Raw genomic sequence first — 14,713 nt, 5'->3', positions numbered from 1 at the left:
GCCTCGCCCCTCCCTTTCGTGTTTACGCCTCCATATCCTCCGGCTCTTCAATGGTCAGATCCATATGGCTGGCATCCAGTTTGCCGTCCGCCACCTCGTGGATGGCCAGTGTCACCGGCTTTTCATCCAGATGCTCACCGGTCTCCTCCGCAAGATCTGCGATCTGGCGGGCCCGGCGGGCCACCACGTTGACCAGCATATAGCGGTTGGGGATATAAGAGGTCAGTTTGTTCATTGCGGGATACAGCATCATAATAATCAACTTCCATTCTGCCGTTTACGGCTCAAAATATCAGAGAAAGCGGGAGAGGACGTCAGCGTCCGCTGATGATCTCCATCCGCTCCTTGGGTTTGCAGTGCTCCGCCGTCATGATGGCGTTGAGCTCTTCCACGGCATTTTCCACCGTGTCATTGATGACGAAATAGTCATAGGTGTGGGCGGTCTGGAACTCCACCTTGGCCCGCAGCAGGCGCTTTTGGATCTTCTCCTCGGTGTCCGTGCCCCGCTCCGTGAGACGGCGCTCCAGCTCAGACCAGCTGGGCGGCGCGATAAAGATGCGCACGGCGTCGGGCCGCTTGCTGGTGACCTGGATGGCACCCTGGACCTCAATGTCCAGAATCACGTCCTGGCCCTCGTTCATGGCGGCGTCCACGTACTTTTTGGGGGTACCGTAGAAGTTGCCCACGTACTCCGCATACTCCAGGAACTCGTCCTTTGCGATGCAGCTGCGGAAGGTGTCCACGTCCAGGAAGTGGTAATGTACGCCGTCGATCTCGCCGGGACGGGGGTCCCGGGTGGTGGCGGACACGGAGAAATACACGTTCTTGCGCCGCTCCATCAGGGCGTGGAGCACGGTGCTCTTGCCAACCCCGGAGGGGCCGGAGATGATGAAGGTTCTTCCTCTTCTCATTGGTCAGGTCTCCTCTCGTTCACTCTGGGCCCGCTGGCCGAATTTCTCCGGCGGCAGGGCGGAAAGAATCACATGATCGCTGTCCATGATGAAAATGGACGCGGTTTTGCGGCCGTAAGTAGCGTCGATGAGCATACCCCGCTCCCGGGTCTCCTGGACCATTCGCTTGATGGGGGCGGAATCCGGGCTGACGATGGCCACCAGACGCTCCTCCGACACCAGGTTGCCGAAGCCGATGTTGATGAGTTTCATGGGCGGGGCCTCACTCGATGTTCTGGACCTGCTCGCGCATCTTTTCCACTTCAGCCTTTAGCTGGACCACCACCTGGGCGATGGCCACATCATTGCACTTGGAGCCGATGGTGTTGGACTCCCGGTTGACTTCCTGGATGAGGAAATCCATCTTCCGGCCCATGGGCTCGTTGGACTCCAGCATGGTCCGCAGCTGGGAGATGTGACTGCGCAGGCGGACGGTCTCCTCATCCACAGCCACCTTGTCGGCGTAGATGGCGGCTTCCAGCAGAATGCGCTGGGGGTCAACAGAGGCACTTTGCAGGACCTCCTCCATTCTGGCCGTCAGCTTCTGACGGTACTCGGCCACGGTCTCCGGAGAGCGTTCCTCCACCTTTGCGGTGCAGGTGAGGATGGTGTCCAGCCGGCCGGAGATGTCGGCGGCCAGCTTCTCTCCTTCCACGGCGCGCATTTCGTTATATGCACCCAGGGCCTCTTCCAGCACGGCACAGAGGTCCGCACTGACGGTCTCCAGATCCTCGTCCTCCTTCGTGACGGTCAGAACGTCCGGGAATCGGGCCAGCGTCTCCGGCGTCAGCTTGTAAGCGGTGGGGCCGCACAGTTCCGCCAGCTCTCCCAGGGCGGCGGCGTACTGGGCTGCCAGCTCCCGGTTGACGCTGACCTTGGCTACGTCGGCGGCGGATGCGTCCACCGTGATGAACACGTCCACCTTGCCCCGGGAGACGGCCCGCTGGACGCAGGCTTTCACGGCCTCTTCCGCAAAGCTGTACATCCGGGGCATCTTCACCGTGCAGTCCAGATACCGGTTATTGACGGAGCGGACCTCCACGGTGATATCCCGCTTGTGGAGCTCCTTCCTTGCCCGGCCGTAGCCGGTCATACTTTTGATCAAAATGCTCTCCCTCTTTCCTGGTTAGATAAAGCAAAAGCGAATCCCGCCGTAGCCGCAGCTGTTGCACAGCAGGTACGCGCAGCACATCTTGGAGCAGAGGTTCCCGCCGCCGCACAGTTCCGTGCCGAAGGGGCCGTTGTCCGGGCGGTAGGCGTTCTGCGTCCCGTTTTCCATATATTCCAGTGCCTGCCGGTATTCGGCGTTGCTGGGGTCCATCTGGCAGGCGGTCTGGTAGTAGCGTTTCGCCTCGTCCATCCAGCCCCGGCGGTAGCAGATGGCGCCTTTCAGGAAGTTCCACTCTGCGTTGTGGTCGGAATAGTTGGCAAGCAAAGCCTCTGCCCGGGTCAGATTGCCGGTGGCGATGGCCATGCGCACCTGCTGGAGCACGGAGCTGCCGGAGGCGGAACGGCCGTACTGCTGCCCGTATCCCCCGTAGCCTGAACCGCCGTATCCGCCATAGGAGGATCCATAGCCGGCTCCACCGTAGGACGACGACCCGTAACCGGCGCTGCCGCCGGAAGAGGCGGAGGACCGTCCGCTGCGCTCCTTGGTGATCTGCTCGTAGGCGGCGTTGATCTCTTTCATCTTCTCCTGTGCCAGATCTGCCAGAGGGCTGTCATGGTAGTTGTCCGGATGGTATTTCCGGGCCAGGTTCAGGTATGCCTTTCTGACCTCTGCGTCCGTTGCGGTCTCGGGAACCCCCAAGACCTGATAGGGATCATTCATGTGGTTTCCTCAAATCCTTGCTTTTCTTTCTATCTTTTCCGGAGGGGGCGTCGTGAAAGGTGCCGTCCAGCACCGCCCGGCCCACCCGGAACAAGCCGTGGTAAAATGTGGCCTCCAGCAGCCGTCTCCAGCAGCCGAAATCCGCCAGCTCAAAGGCGGTGGTCATCATGTGGATGGAGTGATCCAGCGTATTGGCAAACGCGTGCCGGCTCTCCTCCGTCCAGACGCCATCCGTCAGACCGTAGCGCAGCGCCACAGGGTTATAATTCCCGGATGCGGCGTCTTTTTGCAGATCATCTGCCGCGTCGATCAAATATACCCAGCGGCCGAGATGATATAAAAGCTGTCCCAGGACCCTTCGCCGGATGGGATCGTCCACTTCCTCAGCGGCAGCCCCCAGCAGCACGGCAAAGGCGTCTGCCGCCGGGTCCAGGGCTGGGGTTTGCTCCATTTCCAGCCGGGCCAGCTTGTCCAGCTGAAGGCGGGTGTTCCGGTCAAACTCCGGCCGGGCCGCCGCCGCCCGCCGGTAGGCCCGGCGCAGCAGCCGGGAAAGCAGTCGGTACATGAGTCCCTTCCAGAAGCCGTGATCTGCCACGCCGTCCCGCAGCTGCCAATAGGCCAGGATCACGCTCTCGTCCGCCGCCAGCTCCATGGCAGCATCCGCTTCCAGATAGGGACGGCGGCGCAGCGGGCTTGCAGGACAGCGGGCACAGGCCACCGGGGCCGTCTCCCGCTGGGAGAGCAGAATCGCGAGAAACGTAAAGTCGTAGTTCAGAATGAACCGCGCCGCCAGGCCGTGCCGTCTTGCCAGTGTGTGGCACAGACCGCAGTAGGCCTGCCGGAACCGCTCGGTATCCTCCGGAGGAAGGTCCTCCAGAGGCGGGCGCACATAACCAAACATACCGCCGGCTGCTCAGAACAGCCGGACGATGCGGAAGGACAGTCCTCCCTGCCGGCGCAGAAAACGGTCATAGCGCACCGCAATCAAAATGCCGGCTACAAAGCCCAGTACCGCGATGAAGATGGAAAGGCCAGTGCTGGCGGAGAGCATGGTGGGAATTACATAGCCCGCCAGGAACAGCACCACCGGGATGAGATAGACCAACGCCACGATGCGCAGCATCTTCTGGGTGTCGCTTTGTACCACCACCTTCTGCCCGGGACGGGCGCCGATGGGGTTGCTGGCCTTGGCCCGGACCGCGGCACCGGTGACACCGCAGCCGGCGCACTCCTCGCAGTCGTGTCCGCATGCGGACTTTCTCGGCACGGAGACCTCCGCGTAATCCGCGTCCAAAATCCGTTCAACCGTTGCAATCTGTGTCATGTGAAAGATCTCCTTTTGTCATTGTGCGGGTTCTTCTGCGTCGCCTTCACTGTCGGAGCCGGTGTCCCCTCCGGAGTCGGAATCCTGGATGTTGACCCGGACCTGATAGCTGCCGGAGACGCCCACGTCTGTTCCGTTTTTCACCCGTACGGTGGCGGGGACAGTGTATCCGCCGGCGGCGGAGCCGAAATCCGACAGGTCCACGATGACCTCCAGGTCATCGCCGCTGAGGGACGCCACATCCCCGGAGGTTCCGAACACCGTCACGGACAGTGCCTCCGTGAGCAGGGAGACATCCTTCCCCTCCGGTTCATTGCGCAGAGAGAAGTTTGTCGTCGTCAGTACGGCGGAAATGCGGTCCTTGAAGGAAGCCCGGAAAGTGGCTGTGGTGACGCCGCTGAGGTTTTCGCAGCCTTCCGGCAGCGGAATGGTGTAATTATAAAGGGTGGCGCTGTTGAGCTTGGTCAGGTCGAAGGACGTCAGCGTGATGGTGTCCACGTCCCGGAGCTTTTCCGCATCGCCGCAGACCGTGATGGACTCCGGCTCGATGGTATAGTTGAGGTTGCTTGCTCTGGCGCCGGGGGATTCAATGAAGTCCACCACCAACTTGAGTTCCTTGGTGACGTTGACCGGCAGCGTGGCCTCGATCTGGTCCACGGTGGCGTGGATACCGGTGGAGTCCAGCAGCTGGTCGTTCTTATCGTAGAACTGGTAGTCCAGTTTGCCGGTGTAGGTGGCCTCGGCATTGTCCAGGTTGATGGTGACCTTGGCATAGCTGACAGGGTCGATGTCCTCCGGCTGGCCCCGGATCTCCAGCTGTGCGGGAGAGAGCAGCAGCTCGCCGGCGGTATACCCTTCCGCCACGCTGCCGACGATCTCCGCCTTGACATCCACGGTGCGGGTGTTGAGCTCGCCGATATTGACCCGGACCATATAGGCACTGGCGTCAGAGGTGGTGAAACTGCTGGAAAGACCGTCGGGATAGCGGATCGTGTATTTGATCAGCTGAGAGCCGGTGGTGGTGATGTCCGCCAGGCTCACCTGGACCCGCAGCTCATCTGGGTCCAGTCTTGCGATATTCCAGCGGGAACCGGAGAGCGTCAGGTCGATGGAGGTGGTGGTGCCATCCTCCAGCAGCATCAACCCCCGCTCTGCCAGGACAGTGTCCTCGTCCAGAAACTCCACGGGCACATCGGTAAAGGTCTTTTTGACATTCCGGTCCCCGGTGACGTCCACATAGACCCAAATCGCCATCGCCACCACCAGAGACAAAGCAATGTAAAGGATTTTACGTTTACTCATCTTACTCTGCATCGTCCTTGCCTCCGTTCTTTTTGGGCTGGAGCAGGTTCAGCAGGGAGAAGAACTTTTGCTTGTCCGAATCGGACTCCTCCTGCGGAAGCAGTTCATTCCGCAGGAGGTTTTCCAGCGTCTCCGGTTTGAGATGGCGCTTGAGCATGCCGCCGATGGCCACGGAGATGGAACCGGTCTCCTCGGAGACGATGACCACCACCGCGTCAGAGTTCTCACTCATGCCGATGCCGGCACGGTGCCGCATACCCAGGTCCCGGCTGAGATTGACATTCTTGCTCAGGGGCAGCATGCAGCCGGCGCCCAGCACCCGCCCGTTGCGGATGATGACGGCGCCGTCGTGCATGGGTGCTTTGACAAAAAAGATATTTTTCAAAAGCTCACTGGAGACCGAGGCATCCAGCACCGTGCCGCTGCGGACCATGTCGTCCAGCAAAATCTCCCGCTCGAAGACGATCAGGGCGCCGGTGCGGGACTGGGACATCTCCGAGCAGGCCAGCACGGTCTGGCTGATGGTGGTGTCCATAGTGTTGCCGGTTTCGGCGTGGGTGAAAAAGGCGATGAAGCGGCGGCTGCCCATCTGCTCCAGGACCCGGCGGATCTCCGGCTGGAACAGGATGATGAGGGCCAGCACACCCCACTCCACCATCTTGCTCATGATATAGTTGATGCCGTTGAGATGGAACAAAGAGGACAGGGCCAGCGCCGCCAGAAAGACGAACAATCCCTTCACCAGGCTGGCTGCCTTGGTACTTTGCACCAGCGTCAGGACTTTATACAGAACGAACACCATGATCGCGATGTCCAGCAGATCCGTGATCTGGATCGTCAGCAGATAGCGGACGATCACAGCCGGCAGCTGCGCGAAGCTCACTCCCATGTTGCACCTCATCCCTTCCAGGTCATGAATACTGATATTATATAAAATATACCAGTGGATTGCAAGGTGAACCGGATGAAAATTCACGGTCTGTTCAGAAAAATACCCTTATCCCCGAGATAGTTTGCGCAGAATCGTCAGAAAGCGGCAGACTTCGGCGGGCGTATTCAGGGCGGAAAAGCTCAGCCGTACCGTTCCGCTCTCCAGCGTGCCGGCGGTGCGGTGGGCCAGCGGTGCGCAGTGCAGGCCCGCCCGGACAGCGACCCCCTGTTCTCCCAGGGCACTGGCCAGATTCTCCACGTCCCGGCCATCGGCGGTGAAGGAGACCACCCCGGCCTGGGCCGTCAGATCCGGCGTTGCCCAGACGTGGACGCCGGGGATGGTCCGCAAGCCCTCCGCCGCCAGCTGAGCAAGGCGCCGCTCCTTCCGGCAGATGGACTCCAGCCCCTGCCGCCGGACGAATCGGACCCCTGCCAGGAGTCCCGCGATGCCGGGCATGTTGTGGGTCCCGGCTTCCAGGCGGTCCGGTAGAAACTCCGGCATGGATTGCTGGATGGACTGGCTGCCGGTGCCTCCCTCCAGGAGCGTGGCGGTCGTCTGCCCCTCTTTGCATAGCAGGACACCGGTGCCCTGGGGGCCGTAAAGGCCCTTATGCCCCGGCATAGCGATGAAGGCAGCCCCCAACGCCGTCATGTCCAGAGGCACGATACCTGCCGACTGCGAGGCGTCGATGATCAAAGGGACGCCCTTTTGCCGGCACAGTGCGGCGATCTCCTCCACCGGTTGTACGAAGCCGAAGACGTTGGAGACGTGGTTGCAGATCACGGCGTCCGTGTCCGGCGTAATCAGGCGGTCAAAGGCCGCTGTCACCGCCGCCGGCTGGAACAGCGGCCCGGCGGCTACGTCGATCCGGGCCCCCAGAGCGGCCAGCGGACGGGTGACGGCGTTGTGTTCATAGCCGGAGATCACCGCCTTTCCTCCCGGCGGCACCAGGGTCTTGATGGCGATATTCAGCGCGTGGGTGGCATTGAGGGTAAAGACCACCTGTTCCGGGCTCCCCACGTGGTACAGTTCCGCCAGCTCGCTCCGGCAGGCAAAGGCGGTGTCGGCGGCCCGCATGGCCGCCGGGTATCCGCCCCGGCCCGGAGAGCTCATGGTGGCAAGCGCATCCGTCATGGCGGCGGCCACTGCGGGGGGCTTTTGGAAAGTGGTGGCCGCACTGTCGAAGTAGATCATGGCTCCACCTCGCGGTAGAGTCCCTTTTGCTGGGTCATGAAAATCTGAACGGGGTCCAGAGACGCCCGGTGCAGTGTGGTCAACGCCCGGGAAATATCCGACGACTGGATCTGTACCGCATAGGCGCAGCCCAGATCCGTCAGATCCCGGGGGGCGCGGAAGATCCGGCAGCGGACCCCGGCCCGGCTGAGCGCGTTCTGCATCCGCTGAGCATAGGTTACCGAGCGGGCAATGATGAGATAGTTCTCCACAGACACTCCTCCTCTCCCCCCCATCCTATGGGACGGGACAGGGAAGGTGTCAAAAAGATTTCCAGCGGGGCTGTCTGCCAAGGGGAAGAGCGGAATCTCCGCCGCGGGACAGATGCTTTTACCGGGCCCGCTGCGGCGCACCATTCTCTGCCCCGCCGCTGTTCCCAAACAGGGAAACAGCGATGCGGAGAGCACTTCCCCGCATCGCTGCATGCTTACTTGATTCGCTCCACCAGAACCACAGCGTGGGCGGCCATGCCGGAGCCGTCCCCTGTAAAGCCCAGACGCTCCTCGGTGGTGGCCTTGACATTGACCTGCTCGGCGCTGATTCCCAGGGCCCGGGCAAGATTTTGGGACATCTGCTGCTTGTAGGGGCCCACCTTGGGAGCCTGGGCGATCAGCGTGGCGTCGATGTTTACCACGGCATAGCCTGCCTCTGCCAGAAGACGGCCCACCTGCGCCAGAAGGCCCAGACTGGAGGCCCCTTCATAGGTTGGGTCCGTGTCCGGGAAGAGCTGGCCGATGTCCCCCAGCCGGGCGGCCCCGGTGAGGGCGTCCATGACAGCATGGGTCAGCACGTCCGCGTCGGAATGACCCAGCAGTCCCCGCTCATAGGGGATCTCCACGCCGCCCAGGATCAGCTTGCGTCCCTGGGTCAGTCGGTGCACATCATATCCGTGTCCGATCCGCAGTGGTGTCATCGCGTTTCCTCCTCCGCCGCCAGCAACGCCTCCGCCAGGATTAGGTCGGTGGGCGTGGTGATTTTCAGATTGGTCTCCTCTCCTTCGATCAGGTAGACCACCTTTCCCAGCCGCTCCACGGCGGAGCAGTCGTCGGTGAGGGCGGCGCCCTCTTCCAGCGCTGCCTGCAGTGCAGCCTTGAGCAGGGATGCCTCGAATACCTGAGGCGTCTGCACCGCCCGCAGGCGGCTGCGCTCCAGCGTCTCCGCTACGGCCCCATCCTCCCGGACGGCCTTGACCGTGTCCTTTACAGGAACGGCAGGTGCCGCGGCGCCGCAGCGCTGAGCCGCTTCGATCACACGGTCCACCAGGGTCGGGGACACCAGTGGCCGGGCGCCATCCTGGACGGCCAGCAGCTCCGTGTCCGGCTCTGCCTCCAGCGCCGCCAACAATACGGAGTGCTCCCGGTCCTCCCCGCCCCGGATCACCTTTTTGCACTTGGTGATGCCATAGGTTTTGCAGAGCTGGGAAACGGTGATGAGATCCTCCTCCCGGGTGGCGATGACGATGCTGTCCACCCGCTGGGCCCGTTCCAGAGCAGTCAGCGTCCGCACCAGCACCGGGATGCCGTCCAGCGGCTGGAGCAGCTTGTTGATGCCGCCCATGCGGGTGGAACTGCCGGCGGCCGCAACTAAGGCGGCGCAGCGGGGTCGCTGGGCCGCCTGGAATTTTTTGAAAAATGGGATCATGCCATTCCAATCCTCTCTACTGTACCGGGGACTGCATCATAGCCCGGTCCACCCGGGTCTCTATAACGTCATATGCCTCATGCTCGGATAAAACCAGCTCGGAGAGCAGGATCTGCCGCGCGGCGTGGAGCATTTTCCGCTCCCCGGTGGAAAGGCCCCGGCGCCGGTCCCGGTGCATCAAACCCTTGATGACACGGGCCACCTGATATAAATCGCCGCTTTTCAGCCGCTCCAGATTCTCCCGGTAGCGCTTGTTCCAGTTGTTGTCCTGATCCACGGCGATTCCCGGGATGGAGCTGATGAGCCGCTCTGCCTCTGCCGGACCAATGATGGCGCGCAGGCCGATGAGCTGGCTCTTTGCGATGGGAATCTTCAGCAGCAACCCTCCCACAGGCATCTTAAAGACATAGTACTCCTGTGTGCTGCCTGCCACCCGCTCCCGCACGATGTCGTCAATGACGCCGGCCCCGTGCATCGGGTGGACGACCAGATCTCCAACGCTGAACATGGCGAACTCCTTCCCTCCGGCCGTTCGGCCGGGTCCCGTCCCCATTACTTCCGTCGCAACCTGTATATATCTGTTTTTTATTATACAGGGTCTTTTCCTGCTTGACAAGCTGTTCCCAAAAATTTGAATAAAAAGGCCCCCGGCGGGCCGCAAGGTCTGCCGGGGGCGGGATTTTAAGCACTTATTTCTTGTTGGAACGACGCCAGATGTGCATCTTCTCCGCCTCGGCGATCAGCTCCTCCCGGAACTGGGGATGCGCGATGGAGATCAGGCCCTCGGCCCGCTCCCAGGTGGACTTGCCCTTGACGTTGAACTTGCCGTACTCCGTCACGATCCAGTGGAGATTGGTGCGGGTGGCGGTGACCACGGAGCCCTCCAGCAGGGTGGGACGGATGCGGGACTTGAGCTGGCCGGTCTTTTTGTCCATGAAGGAGGAGGAGCAGCAGATGAAGCTCTTGCCACCCTTGGACAGATATGCGCCCATGACGAAGTCCTGCTGGCCGCCGGCACCGGAGATGTGGTGGGTGCCGGAGGACTCGGAGGAGACCTGGCCGTAAAGATCGATGTCCACCGCGCCGTTGATGGAGATGAAGTTGTCGATCTGAGACACCCGCGCAATATCGTTGACATAGCTCACGGGGGCAGCCATGCACTCGGGGTTATTGTTCAGGAAATCGTAGAGCTTCTGCGTGCCCGCAGCAAAAGCGTAGGTCTGGCGGCCCCGGTCAAAGGGCTTGCGCAGGCCCGTGATGCGGCCGGCCTTGGACATGTCCACGAAGGCGTCCACGTACATCTCGGTGTGTACGCCCAGATCCTTCAGATCGGACTCGGCGATCATCTTGCCGATGGCATTGGGCATGGAGCCGATACCCAGCTGCAGGCAGGCACCGTCGGGAATCTCAGGCACCACCAGCTTGGCCACGGCCATATCCACATCGGAGGGCTCACCGCCGCCGCCCAGCTCGTCCATGACCGGGTTGTCGCCTTCCACGATCATATCCACGTCACTGATATGGACACAGTTGTCAAAACCGCCCAAGCAGACGGGGATATTTTTGTTGACCTCCACGATGACCTTCTTGGCCACCTCGCACACAGCCTTCAGGTGAGAGCCGCCGGGGCCGAAGTTAAACCAGCCGTGCTCGTCCATGGGGGGCACCTGGAACATGGCCACATCCACGGACTTGATGCAGTCGCGGTAGTAGCCGGGCAGCTCGGAATACCGCAGGGGGATGTAATAAGAGAATCCCTCCTTGACGGCCTTGCGCTCCACGCCGCTCATATGCCAGGAATTCCAGGCAAAGTGCTCAGCTGCGTTGGGAACATCAAAAATGGCGGGACGGTGGGTCAGAATGCCGCCGCGGATATTGACGTCCTTCAGGCCCTCCATCCGCTTGGCCAGCGCCTTGTCCAGCGCCACCGGGGTGCAGACGCTCCAACCGTAGTCCAGCCACATGCCGGAGTCCACACATTCGACGGCCTTCTCTGCCGTGGTCAGCTTCTGCTGGTATTCCTCCTGATAGCTCATGATACTTCCTCCTGTTGATCATTATGTTGTATGACATCAGTATGGTGTAGTCAGACCTCTTGCTGCCAGGATTATATCATGGCCAGCCAAGAAATGCAATGGGCTTGTCAAAAAAATCACATTTTTTTCGAAAAAAGAGGCAGCCCCAGGGGACTGCCTCTTTCCAATTGGATTGGGAACTTACTCCTCGTCCTCAGCGGGGACCTCTTCCTCAGCGGGAGCGGTCAGCAACGCACGGATGGACAGGGAGATCTTCTGCTTCTCCTCGTCGATAGCGGTGATCTTGGCATCGACGATCTGACCCTCGGACAGCACGTCCTCGGGCTTCTCGATGCGGCGGTCCGCGATCTGAGAAATGTGGATCAAGCCGTCCACGCCGGGAACGACCTCGGCGAAGGCGCCGAAGCTCATCAGCTTGACGATGCGCACGGAAGCCACATCACCAACCTGATACTTGTCCATGAACACCTGCCAGGGATCAATGCTGCGATCCTTGACGCCCAGGGAGATCTTGCGCTTTTCGGGATCGTAGGAAATGACGTACACATCCAGGGTGTCACCCACCTTGCAGACCTCGGCGGGAGTCTTGATGCGGCTCCAGCTCAGCTCGGAGATGTGGACCATGCCGTCCACGCCGCCGATGTCCACGAACACGCCGTAGCTGGTCATGGACTTGACGGTGCCGGTGTAATGCTTGCCCACCTCGATGTTGGCCCACAGCTCGTCCTGCGCGGCCTTGCGGGCCTCGTCGGTGACGGAGCGGATGGAGCCCACCACGCGGCGGCGGGCACGGTTGACCTCAGTAATGCGCAGCTGGACCTTCTGCTTGATCATCTTGGACAGATCAGCGCCGCGGGGCTGACCGCTCTGGGAAGCGGGAACGAACACCCGCACGCCCTTGACGGAGACCACGATACCGCCCTTGTTTTCCTCGGTGACAACGCCCTCGAGGATCGTCTTGTCCTCCACGGCCTGCTCGATGTTCTCCCAGACCTTCACGGCATCCAGACGCTTCTTGCTCAGCTCAGCATAGCCCTCGATGTCGTTGACGCGGACGATGTAGGTCTCGATCTCGTCGCCGACCTTCACCACGTCCTCGGGCTTGACGTTGGGATCGTCGCTCAGCTCGCTGAGCTTGATGTACGCAGCCTGCTTGGCACCCACATCCACCTGGACCTCGGTGGGGGTGATGGCCGTGACAATACCGGTGACCTTCTCTCCTGTATTTAAAGTTTTAAAAGACTGATTCAGTAATTCCTCGAAGGACTCCTCTTTGCCCTCGGCCGCTTTGATTTCTTCGCTCATCGTTGCATATACCTCCTTAATGATGCCCGCAGGCGTGGAGGCACCGGCCGTAAGACCCGCAACAGAGCAACCATTGAACCAATCCGGCGAGAGCCCGTCCGCATCCTCCACCTGGAAAACCCGGGGGCAGCTCATCTTGCAAATTTCTGTCAAATGTTTGGTGTTTGCGCTTTTACAGTCTCCCACCACGACCATCACGTCCACTTTGGAGGCAATTTCCGCCGCCTCGGTTTGACGTCTATGCGTAGCATTGCATATTGTATCAAATATTTTTACGTTTGTACACTCTTTTTTCAGAATTTCTGAAGAAGTTTCAAAAAGTTTTCGAATACACGTGGTCTGTGCCACCACTGTCAGGGGGATTTCACGGTGATTTTCGTCCTCGGCAAGCCAGGCGCGAACCGCATCCGGCCCGTCGAAGATCAGCGGGTCCCGGCACCAGCTGGCCACGCCCATCACCTCCGGGTGGTGGGGCTCGCCGATGATGACGGCACGGCGTCCCTCCTGCTCTGCCTGAGCCACCAGCGTCTGGATGCGCATGACGTTGGGACAGGTGGCGTTGACGCAGCGGATGCCCCGCTGCTCCAGATCATCCAGCACACTCTTGAGCTCCCCGTGGGAGCGGATGATGACGGTGTTCTCCGGTGTCAGTTCCCCGCTGTCTGCCACCTTGCGGACCCCCTGCTGGGCCAGATCTTCCACCACATGGGTGTTGTGGATCAGGTCCCCCAGCATCCGGCACCCGCCGGATGACGATGCTGCGGTCTCCTCTGCCAGCTTCACGGCCCGGCGGACGCCGTAGCAGAAGCCGGCGCTTTCCGCCAGAATCACTCGTTGCACAGCGGCTTCCCTCCCACGGCCTGGCCGCCCAGGGCATAGGCGGCGGTCAGAATGTCGTCTGCAATCTTCTGCATCTCTTCGGATGTGCCGTGGCGGCCGGTGTACACCGGCGTGTAGGGCTCGCCGAAGATGATCCGGGTGCGATGGAAGAGCCGCTTGGGTCCGTCCACGAACACAGGGACCAGGATGGCCCCTGTGCGCACGCCGATGACCGCTACGCCGGCCTTGGCATGGGCCGGCAGGCCGTCCACATAGCCGATGCCGTTGTGGATGGTGGTGCCCTCCGGGAAGATCAGCAGATTATCGCCGGATTTGATGGCCTGCATGGCGGTTTTGACGGACTGGATATCAGAGCTTCCACGGCTGACGGGAAATGCGCCCAGCCGCCGCAGAATCCAGGCGAGGACAGGGTTTTTGAAAAGGTCCACCTTGGCCATGATGTGGAGCCGGTAGTTCACCGGCAGTCGCAGTGCCACCAGGATGGGGTCCCAGTTGCTGGAGTGGTTGGGGCACAGCAGCACGCCGTTGCGGGGCAGACGGTCCAGCCCCTCCACGGTAGTTGGGAAAAGTACGCTGACCAGCACGCGTGCGACGTAGTAGACAACGGTGAAAAAGGGATTGAAGGGTTTCATAGTGCCGCCTTTCCCCGGACGACGGTCAGCAGCGCCGCCAGGCTTTCCTCAAAGTTCAGTTCTGTGGTGTCCACCACCACGGCGTCCTCCGCCTGCCGGAGCGGGGCCGTCTCCCGGTGGGAGTCATCCCAGTCCCGCTGCTGGATCTCCGAGAGCACCTGGTCAAAGGGCTCCGGCGTCCCCCGCTGTTCCAGTTCCAGGCAGCGGCGGCGGGCACGGGCCTCCGGGGAGGCCGTCAGGAAGATCTTCACGTCCGCGTGGGGCAGCACTACGGTGCCGATGTCCCGTCCGTCCATGATGACGCTCCCCTTCCGAGCAAAATCCCGCTGCATTTCCAGCAAAAAGGCCCGGACGCCGGGGTACGCGGATACCACGGAGGCGTACTGGGAGATCTGGGGCAGGCGGATGGCGTCTGTCACATCTTCTCCATTGAGGATCATGCGCTGCAGTCCCTCCGTGTCATGGCACAGTTCGATGCGTATGTCCGGCAGTGCTGCCAGCACTGCCGCCTCATCCGACGGGTCCAGATGATTCGCATAGGCATAATAGGCAATGGTCCGGTAGATCGCGCCGGTGTCCACATACAAAAAGTGAAGCGCTGATGCCAGCTGCCGGGCCAGCGTGCTCTTGCCGGCGCCGGAGGGGCCGTCAATGGCAATGCTGATGGGATGGGTTTCGTTCATGCTTG

General features: G+C 61.3%; 18 protein-coding genes. All 18 read right to left on the bottom strand.

Annotated elements, in window-relative coordinates:
* Positions 1-22 precede the first annotated feature (22 nt).
* Complete coding sequence (rpoZ, locus tag QZL67_RS04520; protein ID WP_022289574.1) at positions 23-253, bottom strand: DNA-directed RNA polymerase subunit omega; 231 nt, start codon at positions 251-253, stop codon at positions 23-25.
* 61 nt (positions 254-314) lie between these two features.
* On the bottom strand, positions 315-911 hold the full coding sequence (gene gmk, locus QZL67_RS04515; protein WP_022289573.1) for a guanylate kinase: 597 nt from the start codon (positions 909-911) through the stop codon (positions 315-317).
* A gap of 3 nt (positions 912-914) precedes the next feature.
* Positions 915-1,163: a DUF370 domain-containing protein gene (locus QZL67_RS04510; RefSeq protein ID WP_022289572.1), complete on the bottom strand. Its 249-nt coding sequence runs from the start codon at positions 1,161-1,163 to the stop codon at positions 915-917.
* Between the two features lie 10 nt (positions 1,164-1,173).
* The gene (locus QZL67_RS04505) at positions 1,174-2,055 is read right to left on the bottom strand and encodes a YicC/YloC family endoribonuclease (RefSeq protein ID WP_022289571.1); all 882 of its coding nucleotides are present in this window, start codon (positions 2,053-2,055) and stop codon (positions 1,174-1,176) included.
* A gap of 21 nt (positions 2,056-2,076) precedes the next feature.
* Positions 2,077-2,781, bottom strand: coding sequence for a J domain-containing protein (locus QZL67_RS04500; RefSeq protein WP_022289570.1), 705 nt, complete (start codon positions 2,779-2,781; stop codon positions 2,077-2,079).
* On the bottom strand, positions 2,774-3,682 hold the full coding sequence (locus QZL67_RS04495; protein ID WP_022289569.1) for a DUF5685 family protein: 909 nt from the start codon (positions 3,680-3,682) through the stop codon (positions 2,774-2,776). The genes QZL67_RS04500 and QZL67_RS04495 overlap by 8 nt, the downstream gene beginning before the upstream one ends.
* A gap of 12 nt (positions 3,683-3,694) precedes the next feature.
* Positions 3,695-4,105, bottom strand: coding sequence for a SoxR reducing system RseC family protein (locus QZL67_RS04490; protein WP_022289568.1), 411 nt, complete (start codon positions 4,103-4,105; stop codon positions 3,695-3,697).
* 18 nt (positions 4,106-4,123) lie between these two features.
* Positions 4,124-5,407, bottom strand: a complete 1,284-nt coding sequence (locus tag QZL67_RS04485) for a YbbR-like domain-containing protein (protein WP_292919859.1) — start codon at positions 5,405-5,407, stop codon at positions 4,124-4,126.
* 1 nt (position 5,408) lies between these two features.
* Entirely contained in the window at positions 5,409-6,296 is an 888-nt protein-coding gene (gene cdaA, locus QZL67_RS04480) for a diadenylate cyclase CdaA (RefSeq protein ID WP_022289566.1), read from the bottom strand.
* A gap of 108 nt (positions 6,297-6,404) precedes the next feature.
* Entirely contained in the window at positions 6,405-7,532 is a 1,128-nt protein-coding gene (locus tag QZL67_RS04475) for an aminotransferase class V-fold PLP-dependent enzyme (protein WP_022289565.1), read from the bottom strand.
* Entirely contained in the window at positions 7,529-7,783 is a 255-nt protein-coding gene (locus tag QZL67_RS04470) for a DUF3343 domain-containing protein (RefSeq protein ID WP_022289564.1), read from the bottom strand. Before QZL67_RS04470 ends, QZL67_RS04475 begins: the two co-directional genes overlap by 4 nt.
* Positions 7,784-7,998: 215 nt before the next feature.
* Complete coding sequence (gene ispF, locus QZL67_RS04465; protein ID WP_022289563.1) at positions 7,999-8,484, bottom strand: 2-C-methyl-D-erythritol 2,4-cyclodiphosphate synthase; 486 nt, start codon at positions 8,482-8,484, stop codon at positions 7,999-8,001.
* Positions 8,481-9,212, bottom strand: a complete 732-nt coding sequence (ispD, locus tag QZL67_RS04460; RefSeq protein WP_022289562.1) for a 2-C-methyl-D-erythritol 4-phosphate cytidylyltransferase — start codon at positions 9,210-9,212, stop codon at positions 8,481-8,483. Before ispD ends, ispF begins: the two co-directional genes overlap by 4 nt.
* 16 nt (positions 9,213-9,228) lie before the next feature.
* A complete protein-coding gene (locus QZL67_RS04455) occupies positions 9,229-9,720 on the bottom strand; it encodes a CarD family transcriptional regulator (RefSeq protein ID WP_022289561.1) in 492 nt (163 codons plus the stop codon).
* 181 nt (positions 9,721-9,901) lie between these two features.
* The gene (locus QZL67_RS04450; protein ID WP_022289560.1) at positions 9,902-11,248 is read right to left on the bottom strand and encodes a butyryl-CoA:acetate CoA-transferase; all 1,347 of its coding nucleotides are present in this window, start codon (positions 11,246-11,248) and stop codon (positions 9,902-9,904) included.
* A gap of 180 nt (positions 11,249-11,428) precedes the next feature.
* Positions 11,429-13,393 carry a bifunctional 4-hydroxy-3-methylbut-2-enyl diphosphate reductase/30S ribosomal protein S1 gene (locus QZL67_RS04445; protein ID WP_022289559.1) on the bottom strand — a complete coding sequence of 655 codons (1,965 nt, stop codon included), beginning with the start codon at positions 13,391-13,393 and terminating at the stop codon, positions 11,429-11,431.
* Positions 13,381-14,025, bottom strand: a complete 645-nt coding sequence (locus QZL67_RS04440) for a 1-acyl-sn-glycerol-3-phosphate acyltransferase (protein ID WP_022289558.1) — start codon at positions 14,023-14,025, stop codon at positions 13,381-13,383. The genes QZL67_RS04445 and QZL67_RS04440 overlap by 13 nt, the downstream gene beginning before the upstream one ends.
* Positions 14,022-14,708, bottom strand: coding sequence for a (d)CMP kinase (cmk, locus tag QZL67_RS04435; protein ID WP_022289557.1), 687 nt, complete (start codon positions 14,706-14,708; stop codon positions 14,022-14,024). The genes QZL67_RS04440 and cmk overlap by 4 nt, the downstream gene beginning before the upstream one ends.
* Positions 14,709-14,713: the final 5 nt, after the last annotated feature.

It is taken from the genome of Oscillibacter sp. CAG:155 (assembly GCA_000436875.1).
Classification (GTDB): Bacteria; Bacillota; Clostridia; order Oscillospirales; family Oscillospiraceae; genus Oscillibacter.
The sequence above is the reverse complement of the archived record's forward strand: the minus strand, read 5'-3'. Positions and strand labels throughout refer to the sequence as shown.